Origin of the sequence: Rubrivirga sp., from assembly GCF_965213695.1 — a bacterium.
GTDB lineage: Bacteria > Bacteroidota > Rhodothermia > Rhodothermales > Rubricoccaceae > Rubrivirga.
This window is the reverse complement of the sequence record NZ_OZ243912.1, coordinates 2400403-2419977: the sequence shown is the minus strand read 5'-3', so window position 1 is coordinate 2419977 and position 19575 is coordinate 2400403. Positions and strand designations below refer to the sequence as shown.

Sequence of the window (19575 nt, the reverse complement as noted above, 5' to 3'; positions counted from 1 at the left end):
CCCCATCCCACGGGCCGCTGGCCCCTACACGTCCACCCGGTCGCCGTCGTGGCCCCAGGCCGTCGCCGCGAACGTCCGGCGGGCGTCGGCCAAGCCCTCGTCGGTCGCGTCGAACGGGGCGTGGACCAGGACGAGGCGGGCGGCGCCGGCCCGGGCGGCGACGTCGGCGGCCTCCTCCGGGGAGCTGTGGACGCCCGCGAGCGAGCCCGTCCCCTCGTGGATCAGGACGTGGGCATCGCGGGCCAACTCGACCACGGCGTCCGACCAGGCCGTGTCGCACGAGTACGCGAGGCAGACGCCGTCGGACTCGAACCGGAGCCCGATGGTCGGGACCGGGTGGTCGACCGGCGTCGCCGAAATCCGGAACCCGCCGAGGTCGACGACCGGCGCCCCGGCGTCGAGCGCGACCGGGTGGTAGCGGCGCTCGGGCAGGCCGGTCCACTTGTGCGTGTCGAACACGGCGAACAGCGCCCGCGCCTTCTCCAACGTCGCCGCCGGGCCGTAGATGTCGAGCGGCTCGCGGCGGCCCATCAGCCACAGCTTCTCCAGCAGGAGCGGGAAGCCGGAGAGGTGGTCCGGGTGCTCGTGCGTGAGCACGAGGGCGTCGAGCGCGAGGGGGTCGAGCCCGCAGGCGACCATCCGCAGGACCGCGTCGCCGCCGCAGTCGACCAGGATCAGGTGGCCGGCGTGCTCGATCGCCAGCATCGTCGTCGTGCGGTCGGGGCCGGCGTGGGCGGAGCCGGTGCCGAGGAGGTGGGCCGTCATGGGGACTGGGGAAAGCGGAGTCTAGCGCTCCCCCCGGACGCCGCGCACATGGAATCGGCGTGGGGCGGCGGAAACCGAGTCGGGCGGCGTGTGGACGGCGGCCTCGTCCCACTCCCCCGTGCCCACACGCTCCACCCGGACTGGGTACCGGACCCACCGGGCTCGGGAGTCACGCCTTCCGGGCGACGACGTAGGCGCACAGCCCGACGAGCGCGTCCCGGGCCTCCGACGGCGGGAATTCGCGGAGTGCGTCGGCGGCGTCGGCGGCTAGGGCCTCCATCCGCGCACGGGCCGCGGCCAGCCCGCCCGACGCCGTGACGAACGCGACGACCTCGGCCACGTCCGCCCGGCTCTTCTTGCGGCGGCGGACGATCCGGCGAACGTGTTTGCGGGTCGGCCCGTCGGCGCGGTCGAGGGCCAGGATGAGCGGGAGCGTGAGCTTGCGGTCCTGGAGGTCGAGCCCGACCGGCTTGCCGGCCGCCGCGTCCGGGTCGTAGTCGAAGAGGTCGTCGCGGATCTGGAACGCGAGCCCGATGGTCTCGCCGATGGCCTTGGCCCGGGCGACGGTCTCGTCGTCGGCCCCGGCCGAGGCCGCGCCGGCCGCGAGGCACGCGGCGATGAGCGAGCCCGTCTTGTCGGCGATGATCTGGAAGTAGCGGTCCTCGGTCATGTCGAGCCGCCGGGCCGTCTCGAGCTGGAGCAGCTCGCCCTCCGACATCCGGCGGACCGCGTCGGACGTGATGTGGAGCAGGTCGTAATCGCCGGCGTCGAGCGCGAGCAGGAGCCCGCGCGACAGGAGGTAGTCGCCCAACAGGACGCCGGCCTTGTTCTTCCACAGCGCGTTGATCGACGCCACGCCGCGCCGGGTCTCGGCCTCGTCGATCACGTCGTCGTGGACGAGCGTCGCCGTGTGCAGGAGCTCGACGAGCGCGGCGCCCCGGTAGCTCCGCTCGGTGATCCCGCCGGCGAGCTCGGCCGACAAGAGGACCAACGTTGGCCGGATCTGCTTCCCCTTCCGCTTCAACAGGTACTGGACGACGGTGTCGAGCAGGCGGACGCGCGACCGCATCGCGTCGCGGAAGTGCCGGCGGAACACCTTGAGGTCGTCGGCCACGGGCGCCTGGATGGCCTTGAGCCCGACGGGCGCGGTGTCGGACAGGGGGGCGAGCGTGACGGGCACGGGGTTTTCAGTCGGGAGTGAAAGAACGTACCGCTCGGCGCTGGGTTGCGCCGCCGCCCGTTCCTCCGACGATTCTACACCCGCCCGAGCGCCGGGTACAGCGCCTGCCCGACGGCGCACCGCGCGCACCGGCCCTCCTCACAGTACGCCCGCGCGAGCTGGTGGACGCCCTGGGCCTCGGCGGCCGAGCGGGGCGTGAGCCCCAGGTCGGCGAACCGCCGCGTCACGTGGTCCGGCACCGCGGGGAGCGCGCCATAGGCGTCGAGGACGGCGGCTTGGCGGTCGGGCGCCTCCCGCTGCTCGGCGTCGAGGAGCAGCACCGGCAGCACGGCGTCGGCCAGGACGCGGGTGGCGCGGGTGCGGCCGAGCGCGGGCGAGCCGTCGGGCGGAGGTGGACGGAGCCGGTCGAGCGCGGCGTCGGTCCCGTGCCGGAGGGCGTCGGCGAGGGTGTTGACGGCGTCGCGGCGGAGCGGGCCGCCCGGGGCGAGCCACGCCGCGGCCTGGGCGATCCGCCGGAGCGGGGCGTTCGCAGGACGGCCCCCGCGTCGCCACGCTTGGGGCCGCATCGGCGCGACCGCGACGGCCGCTTCCGGTGGGTCCTCAAAAAGGTCCGACGGTCCCAGGCCGGACGCCGCGAGCAGCGCCTGGTGGATCGCCGGCCCGTCGAGGGCGCGGAGGGCCGCCAGCGGGAGCCGGTCCGCCAGCGTCTCGAAGGCGTCGGCGTTCGCCTCGTAGCCCAGCGCCCGCAGCATCCGGCGGACCAGCAGCCGGTCGAGGTCGGGCCTCCGCCCGTAGGCCCGGCCGAGCTGGCGGGCCCGGTCCCACAGCCGCTCGGCGCCCAGGTGGCGGACCCAGTCGCGCGCGACCGCCGGGTCCACCTCGGCCCAGCGCGGTGCGCACCGGGGCGCCTCGGTCGGCTCGACGTGGAACGCGCGCAAGAGCGCCCGCAGCGACCGGTCGAGGTGGGGCAAGAGCACCAGCTCGGGCAACGCCGACCCGTCGGCGCGCCGCAGCGTCCCCGTCCGCCGGTCGGCCGCCAGGATCACGTGGAGCACGACGCGGTCGTAGGCCGGGTCCCGGTGGTGGCCGTGCGCTTCCCACGCCGCGCTCGTCGTGTGGACCTCGACGTCGCCGGCCCACAGGATCTCGCCGACCTCGACCCGGGCGTCGCGGACGTCGGGGCCCGAGTCGGTGTTGAGCCGGCCCCGGTCCAGGACGCGGACCGGCTGGCCGTCGGTCGTGCGCAGGCCGTCAGTCGAGAAGAGGCCGCGGACCCAGGCGTCCTGGATGGCGGCCTCGGGCAGGCGGGCGATCCGGTCGGCCGGCTCGGCGACGAGCGGTTCGCGGACGAGGGCGTCGGCCATAGCGGGCGGGGGCGGTGGCCTCCCTAGACCCGCTGGCCCGCGCGATCTAACTAACCCAGGTTGTGTCTCCGGTCTTCGGGTCCATCAGGACCGAGGACCGGGGACGGAAGACCGCCTGGAACTCGTCGGGGAAGCCGGTCCCCGGTCCTCCGTCTCCGGTCCTCCGGCCTCTTCCAGTTCAGACGCAACGTGGGTTCCCTACTCCTCCTCGTCGTCCTCGGTAAGCCCGGTGGCGAGGTCGCGGTCGACGAGCCAGATCAGCGTCCCCTCGACGCGGGCGATGGGGGGCGGCTCCGCTTGCGCCTCCGTCTCGCCGTCGTAGGCGTCGAGCACGTCGGCGAAGGCCTCGCGCTTGCCGGCGCCGGCCGCCGCGATGAGGCACAGGCCGGCCCGGCCGAGCGTCGGCAGCGTGAGCGTGAGGCGGTCGCGGACGGTGGCCGAGGGCGGGGCGGTCCCCGTCGTCACGCGGCGGTCCGTGACGCCGAGGGCCGGCGTGCCGGGGAAGAGCGAGGCCGTGTGGCCGTCGTCGCCCATCCCGAGGTGGAGCACGTCAAACCACAAGTCGTCGCCGAAGAACTGCTCGAGGGCCTGCTCGTAGACGGCGGCCCCCTCCTTCGGCGGGCACGCCCCCGGCATCTTGTGGACGTTCGTCTCGGGGACACCCGCGGGGACCAGGAGCGCATGGGCGGCCATGCCAAAGTTGCTCTCGCCGTGGTCCGGCGGGACGCACCGCTCGTCGCCCCAGAACACGTGGACGCGGGCCCAGTCGACCCCCTCGGCCGTCGCCAGCCGTTGGTAGGCCGGGACCGGCGTCGAGCCGCCCGTGAGGCAGAGCGTCACCCGGTTCTTCTCGGCCAGCGCCGCTCGCAGCGCCGTCGCGGTCCGGTCGGCCAGCGCGTCGGCGACGGCCCGTTTCGAGGGGAGGACGACGATCTCGGCGGTCATGTCCGGAGGGTTAGGCGGGTGGAGCGGGTCGGGCGGGTTCGGCGAGTGGGACGGCGCGGGCCGTGCGCAACCGGCCGAACCCGCCCCACCTGCTCAACCTCCGAACCCTTCAACAGTTCTCGACCGGCTCCCCGGCCTCCTCCGGCGACGGCGCCTTGATGAGGGAGGCGGCTCGGTCCGGGCCCCAGGTGCGGGAGGCGTAGGGGTGGACGTCGATGTCCGCGTTGTCGAGGACCGCGTGGTAGATCCGCCAGGCCTCCTCGGCCTCCTCGGCGTGGACGAACAGCGTCGGGTCGCCCTCGACGATGTCGGCGAGCAGCGTCTCGTAGGCGTCGGGGAACGCGCCGAACGTGTCCTCGTAGCGGAACGTCAGCTCGCGCGTCGAGACGCCGAACCCGTCGCCGGGCGTCTTGACGTCGAACGACAGGCGGAACCCCTCGTTGGGCTGGAGCCGCAAGCGGAGCACGTTCGGCGTCGGGTCGCAGTCGCCCGTGTTCTGAAAGAGGGTGACCGGCGGGCGCCGGAACACGACGGCGATCTCGGACACGCGCTGGGCCATCCGCTTGCCCGTGCGGAGGACGAACGGGACGCCCTGCCAGCGCCAGTTGTCGAGGTGGAGGCGGACGGCCGCGAACGTCTCGGTCTGGGAGCTCTCGTCCACGCCCTCGTGGTCGGCGTAGCCCTCGGGGTCGTCGGGGCCCGGCCCGTACTGGCCGAGGACGACCTCGTCGGACCGCGCGGTCCGGGTCGAGCGGAGCACCTTGATCTTCTCGCGGCGGATCCCCTCGGCGTCGAGCCGGGCCGGCGGCTCCATCGCCGTCAGCGAGAACAGCTGGGTCAGGTGGTTCTGGATCATGTCGCGCAGCGTCCCCACCCCGTCGAAGTAGCCGGCCCGCCCGGCGGCGTCGTTCGTCTCGGCGACCGTGATCTCGACCCGCTCGACGTCCTGCCGGCTCCACGCCGACTCGAAGAAGGCATTCGCGAACCGGAAAACGAGCAGGTTCTGGACCGTCTCCTTGCCCAGGTAGTGGTCGATCCGGTAGACCGCGTTCTCGGGGAAGTGCTCGTGGACGACGGCGTTGAGCTCGCGCGCGCTCGCGAGGTCGTGCCCGAACGGCTTCTCGATGACGAGCCGGACCCAGGCGTCGGCCGTCGGGTGCTCGCCGACCGTGCCCCGCTCGGCCTCGTGCTCGCCGAGCGCCGCGATGGTCCCGGCGAACGCCGACGGCGGGAGCGCGAGGTAGTAGACGCGGTTGCCGCTCAGGCCGCGCTCGGTTTCGAGGGCTTCGGCCGTCTCGAACACGTCGGAGAGGTCGTCGTAGCCCGCGACGCGGGCGTAGCGGAGCGCGCCCTCGGCCCAGGCCCGCGCCTCCTTCTCCTCGACCCCGCTCTCGGTGATGGCCTCGACCGCCGCGTCCTGGAGCCGGCCGTCGTCCCAGTCCGACCGCCCGACGCCGACGATGGCGGGCTCGGGCGCGCCGTCGCGCGTCGTGACGTGGTAGAGGGCGGGGAACAGCTTGACCGCCGCGAGGTCGCCGGTGGCGCCGAAGAGGACGAACAGGTGCGGGTCCATCGGGGAGAGGGCAAGGGCCGGGTGAATGTCCGACCGCCGCCACGGTTCGCCGCGCCCCCGGTCCCTCACCCCAGCACGTCGCTCGCGAGGTAGCCAGCCACCCGGAAGGCGTTGGCCACGATCATCAGCGTCGGGTTGGTGGCCGCGGATGCGAGGAAGACGCTCGCGTCCGCCAAACGCTGGTTGTCTAGGTCGTACGCCCGACCTTGCGGGTCGACAGAGCTGCGGAGCGCCAGCGTTCGGACGAGCCCAAAACGCTGACGGCGCAGCGGAACGGTCCGGGTCGCTCAGCATCCGGGCGCCAGGCGTTTGGTAGATTGGACAACCCGACCGAGGACGCTATGACGATCGAGATCGACCGCGAGGACGACGGCCGCTGGCTGGCGGAGGTGGTGGAGCTGCCCGGCGCGATGGCGTACGGCGACTCCCGCGACGAGGCCGCAGCCCACGCAAAGGCGCTCGCGCTCCGAGCGATTGCGGACCGGCTCGACCACGGCGAGGACGTCCCCGACATCGCGCCGCTGTTTTCGATGGCCGCGTGAGCTCGTTCGGTTCTGTCAAGGCGCGAAAGCTGCTCCGTGCGCTGCTGAAACTCGGGTGGAGCGTCAAGCGTGAGGCCGGAGGCTCGCACAAGGTGCTGGAGCGGGAGGGGTGGCCGGACTTCGTGTTCGCGTTCCACGACGGCGTAGAGGTCGGGCCCAAGATGCTCTCGCGCGTGGCGAAACGGACGGGGCTGACTCCGAACGACCTCTGATCTGGGGAACGTGCAGCGAAGGCTCGTCCACCGGCCTCGCAGAGCCCTGACCAGAACCCACGGGTCGACGGGCTGGCGGCTCTACCCCAGCACGTCGCTCGCGAGGTGGTCGGCCACGCGGAAGGCGTTGGCCGCGATCGTCAGCGTCGGGTTCGAGGCCGACGACGACGGGAAGACGCTGGCGTCGGCGACGAACAGGTTGTCGAGGTCGTGCGCCCGGCCCTGCGGGTCCACGACGCTCGCGGCCGGGTCGGTCCCCATCCGGCACGTCCCGCACTGGTGGTTCACGACCGCCAGCGGCATCGGGACGCGGAGGAAGCGGTCGAAGCCGATGGCCCGGAGCGCCGTTTCCAGCCGGTCCATCAGGTGCTCGTGCGCGGCCCGGTTTGTCTGGGTGTAACGGATGCGGATCCCGCCGTCGGGCCCGAGCGTGATCCGGTTGTCTTCGAGCGGGAGGTCCTCGGTCTGGACCCACCAGTCGACCGAGTGGGCGGCGAGGGCGTCGGCTTGGTCCGGCGTCAGGACGTCTGGGCCCAAGTCCCGCAGGATCTGCCAGCCCGCGTGCTTCCCCATCAAGTGGACGTGGCCGAGCGGGACCCCGTCCCACGTCGGGTCGCCGGGGACGCCGAAGTAGAAGTCGTTGACGGCCAGCGTCTTTTGGAACCGCGTCGGATTGGGCGTGCCGCTGGCAACCGTGTAAAACTTGGACGTCACGTGCCGCATGAAGTGGCGCCCGACGGCGCCCGACGAGTTCGCCAGCCCGTCCGGGTGCCGGTCCGACGCCGACCGGAGCAGCAACGCGGCCGAGTTGATGGCGCCCGCGCACAGCGCGAACACGTCGGCCCGGAACGTCGTGGGCTCGCCGTTGACCGTGGCCTCGACGTGGGTCACGGTCCGGCCCCCGGGGTCGGCCACGATCCGGGTCACGTCGGCACGCGCCACGTCGACGTTCTCGAACGTGGCGGCGGGCGCGATGGTGGCCGTCTCGGCGTCGGCCTTGAGGTGCAAGAGGTCGGGGTAGCCGTCGAAGGCGGCGCGTCCCATCGCCTCGAACGTCTCGCGCAGCACGAACGCGCCGCCGCCGGGGTCCTCGTGGCTGTACTTGACGCCCATCGGCAAGTCGAACGCCCGGAGGCCCTGGTGGCGCAGGCCCTCGGCCACCTCGGCGATCCGGTCGTCGTGGGGGATCGGCGGGTGGGGGAACGGGCCGTCGGCCGGCGGCTCGAACGGGTCGGCCCCGCGGTCGCCGTGGACGTGGTAGACGGCCTCGGCGCGGTCGTAGAACGGCGCGAGGTCGGCGTACGAGATCGGCCACGCGGGCGAGACGCCGTCGAGCGTCGCGAGATCGCCGAAGTCTTGAGGCCGGTTCCGCAAAAGCGCCGACCCGTAGACCTTGCTGTTGCCGCCGAGCCAGTAGTACATGCCCGGCCGGAAGCGGTCGCCGGTCGCGTCGTCCGTCCAGCGCTCGTCGGCCTTGTAGAGGTCGTGGGCGAACAGCTTGCGGGGGTCCCAGTTGTCGGCCTCGCGGGGGAGCGGGCCGAGCCGGTTCAAGAGCAGGATCCGGGTGCCGGTCGGCGCCAGCGCGTGGGCGAGCGCGCCGCCGCCGACGCCGGCTCCGATGATGCAGAGGTCGTACATGGGTGATGAGTGAGGGGGAACGGGTGAGGGGAGGGCTTCTCACCCGTTTTCCTTCACCCACCACCCACTAGCCGCTCCACGGCGTCTGGAAGTCGGCGTAGAGCGTGAGCCCGCCGTCGGCGAAGAGGGTCTGGCCGGTGACGTACGAGGCGTCGTCGGAGGCGAGGAAGGCGGCGATCCGGGCCATCTCCTCGGGCTCGGCGACGCGGCCCATCGGGATGTGGTCGGCGACGGTCTGAGTCGCTTGGGGGTCGTCGACCCAGCTCTGGATCGGCGTCCGGGTCGCGCCCGGGGCCAAGCTGTTGACCCGGATCCCGCGGTCGGCGTACTCGAGCGCCAGCGTCTGCGTCAGCCCGCGCATCCCGAACTTCGAGACGGCGTAGCTCAGGAACTTGGGCCGGGGGATCACCTCGTGGACGCTCGACACGTTGACGATGACGCCGCGGCTGCTGCCGTCGCGCTCGGGGAGGTCGAGGAACCCGCGGATGGCCTGGCGCGCGCACAGGAACGCACCCCGGAGGTTGACGTCCATCACCTCGTCGAAGTCCTCGGCCGTCGTCTTGTGGCTGGCCGGCTCCTCGACCTGGATCCCGGCGTTGTTGACGAGGAGGTCGACCGGGCCGTACGCCTCGGCGACCGTCTCGAACATGGACTCGATCTCGGCCACGCGCGTCACGTCGGCACGGACGAGGAGGCCGTTGTCCGACGACACGTCGGCGTCGTCTCGGCCCGGGTCGGCGGCGTACGCCCGCGTGGCCTCGCGGACGAGCCGGCGGGTCTCCTCGGCGTTGTCTCGCTCGCGCTCGAACGGGTAGTCGATGGCGACGGTCGCGCCGCAGCGCGCGAGCTCGACCGCGATGGCGCGGCCGATGCCCGTCGACGCGCCCGTGACGAGGGCCGTGCGGGTGGAGAGGTCAGGCATGGGGGACGGATCGGATGGAGCCGCTCAACCCGGGCCCAACTTTCAGGGTTTCCTGAAAGGGGCTCCGGCGTCCCCCGGTGGTCAGGGACGGGAAACCCCTGACCCGGGCTCGCGGCGAGCCTCCCCGACGCGGCTACGGCCCGACCTCTTTCAGCCCGCTGGAAACACGAACACGAGCCCGTTCTCGATCCGGAGGTCCGTCGTCTCCACCTCCGGCGGCGGCCGGCTGTCGTAGCGGAGGTCGGCGCGGATGCGGAGCTTGAGGAACCGCGTCAGGCCGACGTCCAGCGAGAGTTGGCTGAGCACGCGGAGGTCGCCCGGCGCGCTCACCCGGGGCTGGACGTAGGTGGTCGCCGTCAGCGCGGTGCCGGAGGCCAGCGTCACGCGCCCCGCGACGTACGAGCTGACCCGGCCGACGGCGTCCTGGGTGCCCCCGAGCGCCTCATCGAGCACCTCGCGCTCGAACATCGGCGTGACGCCGACGGCGAGCCCGAGCGAGTCCCGCTGGACGACCTCGACCCGGAGCCCGGCCCCGAGCAGCGCCCGGGTGTCGAGCCGCTCCTGGCGGTTCCGCTGGACCTGGACGAACGACTCGGCGACCACGCGCGGCGCCAGCGTCCGGTTGTGGCGGACGTGCGCGAACGACTGGTCGACGAACGCCCGCTCGTCGCTTTGGGCCAGGTCGAGCCGGCCGATCAGGAACGCCGTGTTCTCGCCGAACCGGAGGTCCATCCAGCCCCCGAGCCCGATCTGGAGGAAGTCCGTGTTCCCCGTCGCCAGCGACGCCGCCGCGTCGACGGTGACGAACAGGCCGTCGTCGGCGAGCTGCCGCCGCATCCGCTCGGTGTTGACCTGGGCGCTGGCCGAGGCCGCGAGGAGGACGAGCAGGGCGAGGCGCACGGACGAGTCGAGGATGGAGGGTGGAGAATAGGGGAGGCTGGCGGACGGTCGAGGCCGGCCCGCTCCAGTCCGAGCACGGTCCACCCCGCAGACCCCCCGCTTCCCGGCCGGTCGCGGAGCCTGTCCTGAGCGGAGCCGAAGGGCTCCCCGCTCGGAACGCTGTCCCCCTCGAAGGGGGACAGTCCGGCCGCCCTTGAGCGGAGCGATGGGCGCCCGGACGGGGGGGCTGGCCCGGACGGGCCCCGGAAGCGATGCTGACGCGGCCCTCCACCCCGACCATCGAGGACCGCCTCCCACCCGCTACTCTCCACCCTCTCCGCTTCCCGCCGGCCCCAGCAGCCGCGAGCCCTCGAACGCCTTCGCCTCGTCGACGAACAGCTGGAGGTGGGGGAACGGGATCTCGATGCCGGCCGCCTTGAGCGCGTGGAACACCTTCTCCTGGTACTCGAACCGGATCGGGACCTCGAGCTGGGGGTCCTTGAGGTGGAGCCGCAGCTCCATGTTTACCGACGAGTCGCCCAACTCGGTCACGACGACGGCCGGGGCGTAGTCCGGGTGGATCCGGGGGTCGCCCTCGGTGAGGGCGAGCACGACCTCGCGGGCCGCCGTCGGGTCCTCCTTGTACGCGATCCCGAACGGGACGAGCACCCGGAGCGCCCGCAACATCGAGTGGTTGATGATCCGCTCCGAGATCACGTTCGCATTCGGCAGGATCGCCATCTGGTTGTCGAGCGTGCGGATCCGCGTCGTCCGGAGCGTGATCTCCTCGACGGTCCCGAAGGTGTCATGGAGCTCGATGTTGTCGCCGACGTGGAACGGCCGGTCGAGCAGGATCGTGATGCCGGCGATGAGGTTCTGGACCGTGTCCTGGGCCGCGAACCCGAGCGCGATGCCGGCGATCCCGAGCCCGGCGATGAACGGGGCCACGGCGATCCCCAGCTCGTCGAGCACGGCGACGACGCCGATGGCCACGATCACGAACCGCGTGAACCGGAGGATGAGCTGCTGGACGCCCGCGTCGATCCGCTTCGAGCGGCTGAGCGCCCGCCGCGTCACGCCCATCGTGACCCGGAGCACGACCCAGAGCAGCACGGCCGTGAGCACGGCCGGCAGCAGGTTCTCGTAGAGGAACTCGAGGAGCGACTCGGTCAGGATGCTCGCGGCGTCCTCGAACCGGCCCTTCCCCAACGCCTCGGCCGCCACGCCGACGTCGCGCGACAGCCCGCCCACGCCGGTCGTCGTGTCGACCACGACCGTGTCGGGCGCGGCGCGGAGCGAGTCGGCGGCGAGCGAGTCGAGCGCGACCGAGTCGGCGGCCTGCATCACGTCGCCCGGCGCTCGGCGGCCCGGAGCGTGTTGGCGAGCAGCATCGCGATCGTCATCGGGCCGACGCCGCCGGGCACGGGCGTGATCGCGCCGGCCACCTCGGAGACCGCGTCGAAGTCGATGTCGCCCACCAGCCGGTAGCCCCGCTCGCGGCTCTCGTCCTCGACCCGGTTGATCCCCACGTCGATGACCGTCGCCCCGGGCTTGACCATGTCGGCGGTCACAAACTCGGCCCGGCCGATGGCCGCGACCAGGATGTCGGCCTGGCGCGTGATCGCGTCCACGTCGCGCGTCCGGCTGTGGCAGACCGTCACGGTGCAGTCGAGCCCGCGCCGGAGCAGGAGCGACGCCATCGGCTTGCCGACGATGTTGCTCCGGCCGAGCACGACGGCGTGGGCGCCCGTCGTCTCGACGCCGGTCCGGCGCAGCAGCTCGACGATGCCGGCCGGCGTGCACGGTTCGAGGGTGTCCTCGCCCAAGACGAGCCGCCCGACGTTCTCGGGGTGGAACCCGTCGACGTCCTTGTCCGGGTCGATGGCGCGGGTCACAGCCGCCTCGTCGACGTGCTCGGGCAGGGGGAGCTGGACCAAGATCCCGTCGACGGCCGGGTCGGCGTTGAGGTCGGCGATGAGCGCGAGCAGGTCGGCCTGCGAGAAGTCGGCGGGGCGGAGCAGCGTCTCGGCGTCGATGCCGGCTTGGCCCGCGGCCCGGGCCTTGGCGCGGACGTACGACTGGCTCGCGGGGTTCTCGCCCACGAGCACGACGCGGAGCGCGGGCCGGCGGCCGTGCGCGGCGGCGAACGCGGCGGCGCCCTCGGCCACCTCGGCGCGGACGGCGGCGGCGACGGCGGTTCCGTCGATAAGGTGGGCCATGGGGGAGGGAGAGGCGGAGGCGTGAAACTAGAGGTAGGGGTTTGGCCTGTTGGGCGGGTCGCGCAGGTTTGGCCGGTTTCTCCACACGCGGCCCTGGCGCGCGGTGCCGCCAGCGGTGACCTTGTCCGAACCCGCTGGACTCGCGGGACCTGCCCACCCCGCTCACCCCCCTCATGCTTCGCGCAGCCATCCTGGGCGCCACCGGCGCCGTCGGCCAGACGTTCGTCCGGCTCCTGTCCCGTCACCCCCAGTTCGAGGTCGTCTCGCTCGTCGCCTCGGAGCGGTCGGCGGGCAAGCCGTACCGGGAGGCCGCGCGTTGGCTCCAGGCCGAGCCGCTCGACGAGCGCATCGGCGGCCTGGTGGTCGAGGGCGTCGACGCGGCGCCCGACGCCGACGTCGTCTTTTCCGGCCTCGACGCGAGCGTGGCCGGCGACGTCGAGGCCGACTGGGCGCGGCGCGGCTACGCCGTGGTCTCGAACGCGCGCAACTTCCGGCTCGACCCGACGGTCCCGCTCCTCATCCCCGAGGTCAACCCGGGCCACGTGGCTTTGATCGACCGCCAGTCCTGGACTGGCGCCGACGGGGCGCCCTCTGGCGGGTTCATCGTCACGAACCCGAACTGCTCGACGGTCGGGCTCGTGATGGCGCTCAAGCCGCTCGACGACGCCTTCGGCGTCGAAGCCGTCCACGTGGTCACGATGCAGGCGCTGAGCGGGGCCGGCTACCCCGGCGTCGCGTCGCTCGACGCGCTGGGCAACGTGGTCCCGTTCATCGGGGGCGAGGAGGAGAAGATGGCCGTCGAGACGCGCAAGCTGCTCGGCACGCTGGGGCCCGACGGTGTCGAGATGGCCCCGGTCGTCGTCTCGGCCCAGTGCAACCGCGTGCCCGTCATCGACGGCCACCTCGAAGCCGTCTCAGTCCGGCTGACCGGCGGGCCGAGCGCCGCCGACGTCGCCGCCGTGCTCCGCGAGTGGCGGAGCCCCCTCCACGGCCGCGACCTCCCGACGGCGCCCGAGACGCCGATCCTGGTCACCGACGACCCGGCGGCCCCTCAGCCCCGAACGCACGTCCACTTGGGCGGTGGGATGACGGTGACGGTCGGCCGAATCCAGGACTGCCCGGTGCTCGGCGTCAAGTTCGTCGTGCTGAGCCACAACACGGTCCGCGGCGCGGCCGGCGGGGCCGTTCTCAACGCCGAGCTGCTGGCGGCCGACGGCCGGATCGGGCGCCGAGCGACGGCCGAGGCCGCGTGAGCGCGTTCGTCCGCCTGGCCCGTCCGTCCGACCTCGCACCGGCGCTGGCGTTGTGGACCGCGCTCCACCGCGAGCACCAAGCGCTCGACCCGCGCTACCGGCTCGCCGACGACGCGGCGGCCCGGTGGTCGACCGACTTCCGCGACTGGACGCGGTCGGAGGGCAGCCGCGTGTGGCTCGCCTTGGACGCCGGTCGCCCCGTCGGCCTGCTGACGGCCCACCTCTACCAGCCGGCGCCGCTCTACCGCGAGCATCTACTGGTCCACGTGGCCGACCTCTACGTGATGCCGGAGGCGCGCGGAGTCGGGACCGGGCGAGCGCTCCTCGACCACGCCCGGTCCTGGGGCCGGGCCGAGGGGGCGGCCCAACTCCAGGCCGGCGTCCTCGCGGCGAACGCCGCCGGCCGCGCGTTCTGGGCTCGGGCCGGCGCCGACGACTACTCGGTCACGGTCACGGTGGGGCTGGGGGACGCGGTCGACAAGGGCGGAGCCAGGCGCTAGTGCGGCGACACGACGACCCTAGCAGGTTCCAGATCGAGGACTCGTGATCCGTGATGCGTGACCCTCCCCGATGAGAGTCACGCATCACGGATCACGCATCGAGAACGCCCCGGGCCGCCCGCCGACCTCAGCGAACTGGCATCAGTGGTACCCAGTCGGCCCCGGTCGCCCGTACCCTTCCCCGACTCCCCACACTCATCCCCATGCTGAGCCGGGTCATCGGCCAAGACCGCGCCGTCGGCGTCCTCGCGCAGGCGCTCGCGCACGGGCGCGTCGCCCACACGTACCTGTTCCACGGGCCGGCGGGGTCCGGCCCCCGCGCGGCGGCGCTCGCGTTCGCCCAGGCGCTCTTGTGCGAGCGGCGCGGCCGGCCGGGCGGACCCGAGGCCGACGCCTGCGGGACGTGCCTCGCCTGCACCAAGGCGGCCCGGCTCATCCACCCGGACCTCCACGTCTACCTCCCGTTCCCCAAGGTCAGCAAGGCGGCCGACAAGGACGAGCGGCCGGGCGACTACGCCGAGCGGCTGGCGGCGCTCGCGGCCGAGCCCTACGCGCCGGTCGACTACCGCCAGCGCGGCGCGCTCGGCGACGACGGGCCGAGCAAAAAGCAAGTCGAGCACCGGCGGCGCCCGACGAACGACTTCCTCCGCCGCGACATGACGTTCGTGCCCGTCGAGGGCCGCCACGTCGTCGGCGTGCTGACCGACGCGGACGCGATGCGGGAGGGCGCGGCCAACTCGCTGCTCAAGCTGCTCGAAGAGCCGGGCCCCGACGTGGTCCTGGTCCTGACCGCCGAGCGGGTCGAGAACGTGTTGCCGACGATCCTGTCGCGGTGCCAGCGCGTCCGGTTCGACCCGCTCCCGCCCGAGGCCATCGAGGCGGCCCTCGTCGCCCGAGCCGGCGTCCCGGCGGGCCAAGCCGGCGTCGTCGCCCGGATGGCGGACGGGTCGTACACCCGGGCGCTCGAGGTGTGGGGCAGCGCGAGCGTGCAGGAGCAGCGGGCGCTCGCGCTCGACTTCGTCCGCAAGGCCTACACGGGCCGCGCCGACGTGGTGGCGCCGGTCGTCCAGCAGGCGGCGTCGGGCGGTCGCGAGGCGATCAAGGGGTGGCTGGACCTGGTGGCCCTGTGGGTCCGCGACCTGGTCCTGGCCCGGGCCGCCGGGGCCGACGCCCGGCTCGTCAACGTGGACCAGGCCGAGGCCGTCCACCGGTTCGTGGCCGCGCTGCCCGCGGCCGATCTCGACGCGATGGCCGCCGTCGTCGCCCAGGCGACCGACGCCATCGAGGCCAACGGCAACGCGACCCTCGTCCTGACGACGCTGGCGTTCGCGCTCCGCGACGCCATGCACGGCCGGTCGACGGGCCTGCTGGTGACGCCGCTCGACGCTGCGTAGAGCTGGCGCGTTGGGGGTCCGTGCGTCTCCCGGTCGGCTCGGAAAAGACGTGCAGTTCGACTCGCGTGTTGGATGGCTCCGGCCCCCGTCGTGCTCACTGACGCAACGAACGCACTCACCCTGTGATCCGCCGGGCCTTGAACCCGGCCTCGCGGAGCAGCGCCACCACGTTGCCGCGCCCGACGAGGTGGCCCGCGCCGACGACGACGAGCGACACCTCGCCGGGGCGGTCCAGCAGGTCCAGCAGGCCCGGAATCCACGCCCGGTTCCGGCGGACGAGCAGGGACTCGAACACCTCGGGGTGCGACAGCTCGTCGCTCAGGACGGCGCTCAGGCGGTCCTCGTCGCCCGAGGCCCAGGCGTCGAGCAGCGCGGCGAACGTGGTCCCCGCCTGGTCCGCGCTGCCGACGAGGCCCATGAGGTAGGCGACCTGGCTCGCGTCGGAGAGGTCGTCGAACGCGGCGATCTGGTCGTCGAGCGTCTCGAGCGCCACGAGCTCTTTCCCATCGATCTCCGCCCGGGAGAACAAGTAGGCGTCGACGCCCTCGCCGTAGACCCGGTCGTCGTGCTGGAGCGTGAGCATCCCGTAGCTCATGCCGGCGAACCACGGCTCGAACCCGTCGAACGCCGTCTCGGGCACGCCGAACGACCGGAGCGACACGGCGAGCGAGTCGCGCTGGGCGTCGTCGAGCACGTCGCGCAGGAGCGCCTCGTCGGTCGCCGCGCCCATCAGGTCGCCGACGCGAGTGGTGGCCTCGGCCAAGTCGATCTCGAAGGCGACGACCGAGGCCGCCGCGTACAGGGCCTCGACGTGGCGCGGCAGGGGGAGGGCCCCCTCGGGCAGGACGTGGACCGACCCCAACAGGTACACCTTGGCCCCGTCGTGCTCGACGACGTAGAGCGGCGGCCGCCGGGCGTCGACCTGGGCGGCCACGCTCGCGGCCAGGCCGAGGGCGAGCGAGAGGGCAACGAGGCGGCGCATAGGCGTAGAGGCGGGGCGACCCAATATGCGGCCTGGGCGCGCTCCGCGCGCTCTCCACGCCCGGGGCGCCGCGACCTCTCCAGACGAGGGGGAGGTCGCGCTCGCCCTCGAAGACGGTCCACTCCTCCGAGGCATCCGGTCCTCGGGGCCTATCTTCCAGGATGGAGCTCCCGCCGCTCACGCCCGCCGCCTTGCGCGCCCAGACCCTGGGCGCCGACGCCGTCGTCGAGACGCCGGTCGGCGAGCGCCCGCTCGTTTACGCCGACTTCACGGCCAGCGGGCGCCAGCTCGCGTTCGTCGAGGACTACCTCCGGTCGCTGGCCCCGCTCTACGCCAACAGCCACACCGAGGACAGCCTGACCGGCCGGACGGCGACGCGGCTCCTCCACGACGCCGAGCGGGCCATCAAGCGGGCCGTCGGGGCGGGCCCGAGCGGGCGCGTCGTGTGCTGCGGCGCCGGCTCGACGGGGGCCATCCACAAGCTCCAGGAGATCCTGGGCGTCGCCATCCCGCCGGCCACGCTCCGCGACCTGGGCGCGCGGCTCACAAAGGCGCTCGGCGACGAAGACGCCGGCCGGCTGATGGGCGACCTCCGCGAGACCGGGCCCGTCGTCTTCGTCGGTCCGTACGAGCACCACTCGAACGAGGTCACCTGGCGCGAGGGGCTGTGCACCGTCGTCGAGGTCGGGCTCGACGCCCAAGGCCAGGTCTGTCTCGACGACCTGGAGCGCCACCTCACGGACCCCCAGTGGGCCGGGCGGACGATGTACGGCTCGTTCTCGGCCGGCTCGAACGTGACCGGCGTGCTCGCGCCCGTTCGGGAGATCGCCCGGGTGCTGCACCGGCACGGCGCCCTCGCCTTTTTCGACTACGCCGCCGCCGGGCCTTACGTCGAGATCGACATGGCGCCGGAGGGCGACCCGGAGGCCCGGATCGACGCCGTCTTCCTGTCGCCCCACAAGTTCCTGGGCGGGCCCGGCTCGTCGGGCGTCCTCGTGTTCAACGCCGCCCTCTACCCGGACGGCCTGGCGCCGACGGTCGGCGGGGGCGGGACGGTCGCCTACGTCAACGCGACGGACCACGACTACGTCGACGACGTCGAGGCGCGCGAGACGGCCGGGACGCCGGGCCTCTACCAGGCGTTGCGGGCCGCCATCGCGCTCGACGTCAAGCGGGCCGTCGGCGTCGACGCCATCCACGCGCGCGAGCGCGAGCACCTGGCGCGCGTGCTGGCGCGGTGGGGCCGCGACGACCGGATCGAGATCCTGGGCCCGGGCGCTGAGGTCGAGCGGCTGCCGATCGTGTCGTTCAACGTCCGCGACGGGCTGGGCGGCGTGCTCCACCCCCGGTTCGTGACGGTCTTGTTGTGCGACCTGTTCGGGGTCCAGAGCCGGGCCGGGTGCTCGTGCGCCGGTCCCTACGGCCACCGGCTCTTGGACATCGGCGCCGCCCTGAGCGCCCGCTACCGCCAGTGCCTGGTGGACGGGGTCCACGGGCTCAAGCCCGGCTGGGCCCGCGTCGGCTTCCATTACACCCACGACGACGACGAGATCGAGTACCTCATCCGCGCCGTCGAGCTCGTCGCCGAGCACGGCGCCCGCTTCCTCGCCCTCTACGACTTCGACGTGGCCACGGGCGAGTGGACGGTCCGCGCCGGCCGCGCGTCCGGAGCGGCGCTGTCGCTGGCCGAGGTCGTCGCGGGACGCGCGGCGGCCGAGCCCCGCACCATCTCGGGCGCGGACCGGGCCGACCTGATGCGCCGGGCGCTCGCCGAGGCGGAGCAGATGGCTCGCGACCTGCCCCCCGCATCGGCGGGTGGCCGGCTCGACGACGACCTGGCGGACCTCCAGTTTTTCGCCCTGCCCGCGTGAGCCGTCGCGTTCTGCTCGCGCTCGCGGCGTTTGTGGTGCTCGCCGTCGCCGTCGGGGTCTGGTGGACGACCCGCCCCGAGCCGCTGCCCGACTTCGAGGAGGTCCGGGCGTTCGCGCTCGTCGAAGAGCAGACGGCGTTCGGCCCGCGCGTGCCCGGCACGGCCGCCCACGACTCGACGCGGGCCTGGCTCGTCCGCCGCTTGGGCGTCTACGCCGACCGCGTGGTCGAGCAGCAGATCGAGGTCCCGGACCCGAGCGACACGACCCGGTCGTTCCGTGGCACCAACATCATCGCCTCGTGGCAGCCGGACTCGCGCCGCCGGATCCTGCTCGCGGCCCACTGGGACTCGCGGCCGTTCGCCGACAACGACCCGGACCCGGCGCGGCGGGGCGAGCCGGTCCTCGGCGCGAACGACGGGGCCTCGGGCGTCGCGGTGCTCCTGGAGATCGCGCGGCTCCTGGACGCCCACCCGCTCGAACGCCCCGTCGGCGTCGACGTGATTCTGTTCGACCTGGAAGACCTCGGGACCGTCGACCCGGCCGTGCCCGAGGCCCAGCGCGTCCCGTTCGCGATGGGGTCCGAGATGTTCGTCCTCCACAACCCGGGCTACCGGCCCGTCTGGGGCGTCCTGCTCGACATGGTCGGCGACCGCGACCTCCGCATCCCGCGCGAGGGGTTCTCGGTCCAGTACGCACCCGAGGTCGTCGAGCGGGTCTGGGCCTCGGCCCGGCGCGTCGGGGCGACGGCGTTCGTGGACCAGGACGGCCCGCCGATCCAGGACGACCACGTCCCGTTCCTGCGCGAGGGGATCCCCGTCGTGGGCCTGATCCAGACGCCGTTCCCGGACACGTGGCACACGACGGCAGACACGCCCGACCGCGTCAGCGCCGAGAGCCTCGGTCAGGTCGGCCGCGTCCTGGTCGACCTGATCTGGGGGCCGGACGCGGAGTAGAGGAGTGGGGGAGGAGGGAAGGAGGGCGTGGCGTGGGCCCCTCAACGTGACCCCGGTGGAGATCCCCCAGAGGCTGGTGCGACCGGAGCCACTCCCGAGTCGTGGTCTGCTTCGTACACCGTCCACGACCCGCGGTCTAGCCCACCTACCAGCCCTGCGCCTGTGCCGAACGCCCCGAGTAGAGGCGCCCCGAACGCCCACCCGCTGCGCAATGGACCTAGCAGCCCACTGGCCGCCCCGGTTCCGAGCCCCAGCGCGGCCCCAACTGCGAGGCCGAGACCGGCCCCCTCCAGGGCCCCACGGCCCCGGCTGGTGAACCGGACCGACGACAGCGCTGTCGTCAGGGCCGATCGGGCAGTCCCGGTTTCGGTATCAGTCCACGT

Annotated in this window: 19 protein-coding genes; 7 read left to right on the top strand and 12 right to left on the bottom strand. The window is 73.3% G+C overall.

The features are described 5' to 3' along the window. Positions 1 to 24 precede the first annotated feature (24 nt). The 6 genes from ACOOHE_RS10665 to ACOOHE_RS10640 form a co-directional block, all read right to left on the bottom strand. Complete coding sequence (locus ACOOHE_RS10665) at positions 25 to 765, bottom strand: MBL fold metallo-hydrolase (RefSeq protein ID WP_420454068.1); 741 nt, start codon at positions 763 to 765, stop codon at positions 25 to 27. A gap of 169 nt (positions 766 to 934) precedes the next feature. After that, positions 935 to 1945 carry a polyprenyl synthetase family protein gene (locus ACOOHE_RS10660; RefSeq protein ID WP_420454067.1) on the bottom strand — a complete coding sequence of 337 codons (1011 nt, stop codon included), beginning with the start codon at positions 1943 to 1945 and terminating at the stop codon, positions 935 to 937. 74 nt (positions 1946 to 2019) lie between these two features. Then, positions 2020 to 3309, bottom strand: a complete 1290-nt coding sequence (locus ACOOHE_RS10655) for a DUF2851 family protein (RefSeq protein ID WP_420454066.1) — start codon at positions 3307 to 3309, stop codon at positions 2020 to 2022. Between the two features lie 198 nt (positions 3310 to 3507). Then, positions 3508 to 4254, bottom strand: coding sequence for a 6-phosphogluconolactonase (gene pgl, locus ACOOHE_RS10650; protein WP_420454065.1), 747 nt, complete (start codon positions 4252 to 4254; stop codon positions 3508 to 3510). A gap of 109 nt (positions 4255 to 4363) precedes the next feature. Then, positions 4364 to 5827 carry a glucose-6-phosphate dehydrogenase gene (gene zwf, locus ACOOHE_RS10645; RefSeq protein WP_420454064.1) on the bottom strand — a complete coding sequence of 488 codons (1464 nt, stop codon included), beginning with the start codon at positions 5825 to 5827 and terminating at the stop codon, positions 4364 to 4366. 65 nt (positions 5828 to 5892) lie between these two features. Continuing rightward, positions 5893 to 6063: a GMC oxidoreductase gene (locus tag ACOOHE_RS10640; protein ID WP_420457617.1), complete on the bottom strand. Its 171-nt coding sequence runs from the start codon at positions 6061 to 6063 to the stop codon at positions 5893 to 5895. A gap of 105 nt (positions 6064 to 6168) precedes the next feature. On the opposite strand from ACOOHE_RS10640, the gene ACOOHE_RS10635 reads away from it, so the two are divergent. Then, the gene (locus ACOOHE_RS10635; RefSeq protein WP_420454063.1) at positions 6169 to 6369 is read left to right on the top strand and encodes a type II toxin-antitoxin system HicB family antitoxin; all 201 of its coding nucleotides are present in this window, start codon (positions 6169 to 6171) and stop codon (positions 6367 to 6369) included. Beyond that, a complete protein-coding gene (locus ACOOHE_RS10630) occupies positions 6366 to 6581 on the top strand; it encodes a type II toxin-antitoxin system HicA family toxin (protein WP_420454062.1) in 216 nt (71 codons plus the stop codon). Before ACOOHE_RS10635 ends, ACOOHE_RS10630 begins: the two co-directional genes overlap by 4 nt. 81 nt (positions 6582 to 6662) lie before the next feature. Here the strand turns inward: ACOOHE_RS10630 and ACOOHE_RS10625 are convergent, their stop codons facing one another. From ACOOHE_RS10625 to folD, 5 genes are all read right to left on the bottom strand, one after another. Continuing rightward, positions 6663 to 8219: a GMC oxidoreductase gene (locus ACOOHE_RS10625; protein WP_420454061.1), complete on the bottom strand. Its 1557-nt coding sequence runs from the start codon at positions 8217 to 8219 to the stop codon at positions 6663 to 6665. Between the two features lie 67 nt (positions 8220 to 8286). Continuing rightward, on the bottom strand, positions 8287 to 9141 hold the full coding sequence (locus ACOOHE_RS10620) for an SDR family oxidoreductase (protein WP_420454060.1): 855 nt from the start codon (positions 9139 to 9141) through the stop codon (positions 8287 to 8289). Between the two features lie 150 nt (positions 9142 to 9291). Next, complete coding sequence (locus ACOOHE_RS10615) at positions 9292 to 10041, bottom strand: DUF481 domain-containing protein (RefSeq protein ID WP_420454059.1); 750 nt, start codon at positions 10039 to 10041, stop codon at positions 9292 to 9294. Positions 10042 to 10341: 300 nt separating this feature from the next. Then, positions 10342 to 11364, bottom strand: coding sequence for a mechanosensitive ion channel family protein (locus tag ACOOHE_RS10610; protein ID WP_420454058.1), 1023 nt, complete (start codon positions 11362 to 11364; stop codon positions 10342 to 10344). Continuing rightward, on the bottom strand, positions 11364 to 12239 hold the full coding sequence (gene folD / locus ACOOHE_RS10605; protein WP_420454057.1) for a bifunctional methylenetetrahydrofolate dehydrogenase/methenyltetrahydrofolate cyclohydrolase FolD: 876 nt from the start codon (positions 12237 to 12239) through the stop codon (positions 11364 to 11366). The genes ACOOHE_RS10610 and folD overlap by 1 nt, the downstream gene beginning before the upstream one ends. Positions 12240 to 12412: 173 nt before the next feature. Here folD and asd point away from each other — a divergent pair, with 173 nt between their 5' ends. The 3 genes from asd (at position 12413) to ACOOHE_RS10590 (ending at position 15386) form a co-directional block, all read left to right on the top strand. Continuing rightward, positions 12413 to 13492 carry an aspartate-semialdehyde dehydrogenase gene (asd, locus tag ACOOHE_RS10600; RefSeq protein ID WP_420454056.1) on the top strand — a complete coding sequence of 360 codons (1080 nt, stop codon included), beginning with the start codon at positions 12413 to 12415 and terminating at the stop codon, positions 13490 to 13492. Next, complete coding sequence (locus tag ACOOHE_RS10595) at positions 13489 to 13992, top strand: GNAT family N-acetyltransferase (RefSeq protein WP_420454055.1); 504 nt, start codon at positions 13489 to 13491, stop codon at positions 13990 to 13992. Before asd ends, ACOOHE_RS10595 begins: the two co-directional genes overlap by 4 nt. A gap of 203 nt (positions 13993 to 14195) precedes the next feature. Further along, positions 14196 to 15386: an ATP-binding protein gene (locus ACOOHE_RS10590; protein WP_420454054.1), complete on the top strand. Its 1191-nt coding sequence runs from the start codon at positions 14196 to 14198 to the stop codon at positions 15384 to 15386. A gap of 115 nt (positions 15387 to 15501) precedes the next feature. Here the strand turns inward: ACOOHE_RS10590 and ACOOHE_RS10585 are convergent, their stop codons facing one another. Beyond that, positions 15502 to 16368 (bottom strand): TraB/GumN family protein, encoded by an 867-nt coding sequence (locus tag ACOOHE_RS10585; protein ID WP_420454053.1) that lies wholly within the window; start codon positions 16366 to 16368, stop codon positions 15502 to 15504. Positions 16369 to 16529: 161 nt separating this feature from the next. Here ACOOHE_RS10585 and ACOOHE_RS10580 point away from each other — a divergent pair, with 161 nt between their 5' ends. Together ACOOHE_RS10580 and ACOOHE_RS10575 are read left to right on the top strand one after the other, a co-directional pair. Beyond that, positions 16530 to 18239: an aminotransferase class V-fold PLP-dependent enzyme gene (locus tag ACOOHE_RS10580; RefSeq protein ID WP_420454052.1), complete on the top strand. Its 1710-nt coding sequence runs from the start codon at positions 16530 to 16532 to the stop codon at positions 18237 to 18239. Then, the gene (locus ACOOHE_RS10575; RefSeq protein WP_420454051.1) at positions 18236 to 19192 is read left to right on the top strand and encodes a M28 family peptidase; all 957 of its coding nucleotides are present in this window, start codon (positions 18236 to 18238) and stop codon (positions 19190 to 19192) included. Before ACOOHE_RS10580 ends, ACOOHE_RS10575 begins: the two co-directional genes overlap by 4 nt. Positions 19193 to 19575: the final 383 nt, after the last annotated feature.

Coding starts and splice junctions, on each gene's coding strand:
- asd (WP_420454056.1), top strand. CDS start 12,413: ATGCTTCGCGCAGCCATCCTGGGCGCCACCGGCGCCGTCGGCCAGACG.
- ACOOHE_RS10620 (WP_420454060.1), bottom strand. CDS start 9,141: ATGCCTGACCTCTCCACCCGCACGGCCCTCGTCACGGGCGCGTCGACG.
- ACOOHE_RS10635 (WP_420454063.1), top strand. CDS start 6,169: ATGACGATCGAGATCGACCGCGAGGACGACGGCCGCTGGCTGGCGGAG.
- ACOOHE_RS10580 (WP_420454052.1), top strand. CDS start 16,530: ATGGAGCTCCCGCCGCTCACGCCCGCCGCCTTGCGCGCCCAGACCCTG.
- ACOOHE_RS10610 (WP_420454058.1), bottom strand. CDS start 11,364: ATGCAGGCCGCCGACTCGGTCGCGCTCGACTCGCTCGCCGCCGACTCG.
- ACOOHE_RS10590 (WP_420454054.1), top strand. CDS start 14,196: ATGCTGAGCCGGGTCATCGGCCAAGACCGCGCCGTCGGCGTCCTCGCG.
- zwf (WP_420454064.1), bottom strand. CDS start 5,827: ATGGACCCGCACCTGTTCGTCCTCTTCGGCGCCACCGGCGACCTCGCG.
- pgl (WP_420454065.1), bottom strand. CDS start 4,254: ATGACCGCCGAGATCGTCGTCCTCCCCTCGAAACGGGCCGTCGCCGAC.
- ACOOHE_RS10655 (WP_420454066.1), bottom strand. CDS start 3,309: ATGGCCGACGCCCTCGTCCGCGAACCGCTCGTCGCCGAGCCGGCCGAC.
- ACOOHE_RS10585 (WP_420454053.1), bottom strand. CDS start 16,368: ATGCGCCGCCTCGTTGCCCTCTCGCTCGCCCTCGGCCTGGCCGCGAGC.
- folD (WP_420454057.1), bottom strand. CDS start 12,239: ATGGCCCACCTTATCGACGGAACCGCCGTCGCCGCCGCCGTCCGCGCC.
- ACOOHE_RS10665 (WP_420454068.1), bottom strand. CDS start 765: ATGACGGCCCACCTCCTCGGCACCGGCTCCGCCCACGCCGGCCCCGAC.
- ACOOHE_RS10625 (WP_420454061.1), bottom strand. CDS start 8,219: ATGTACGACCTCTGCATCATCGGAGCCGGCGTCGGCGGCGGCGCGCTC.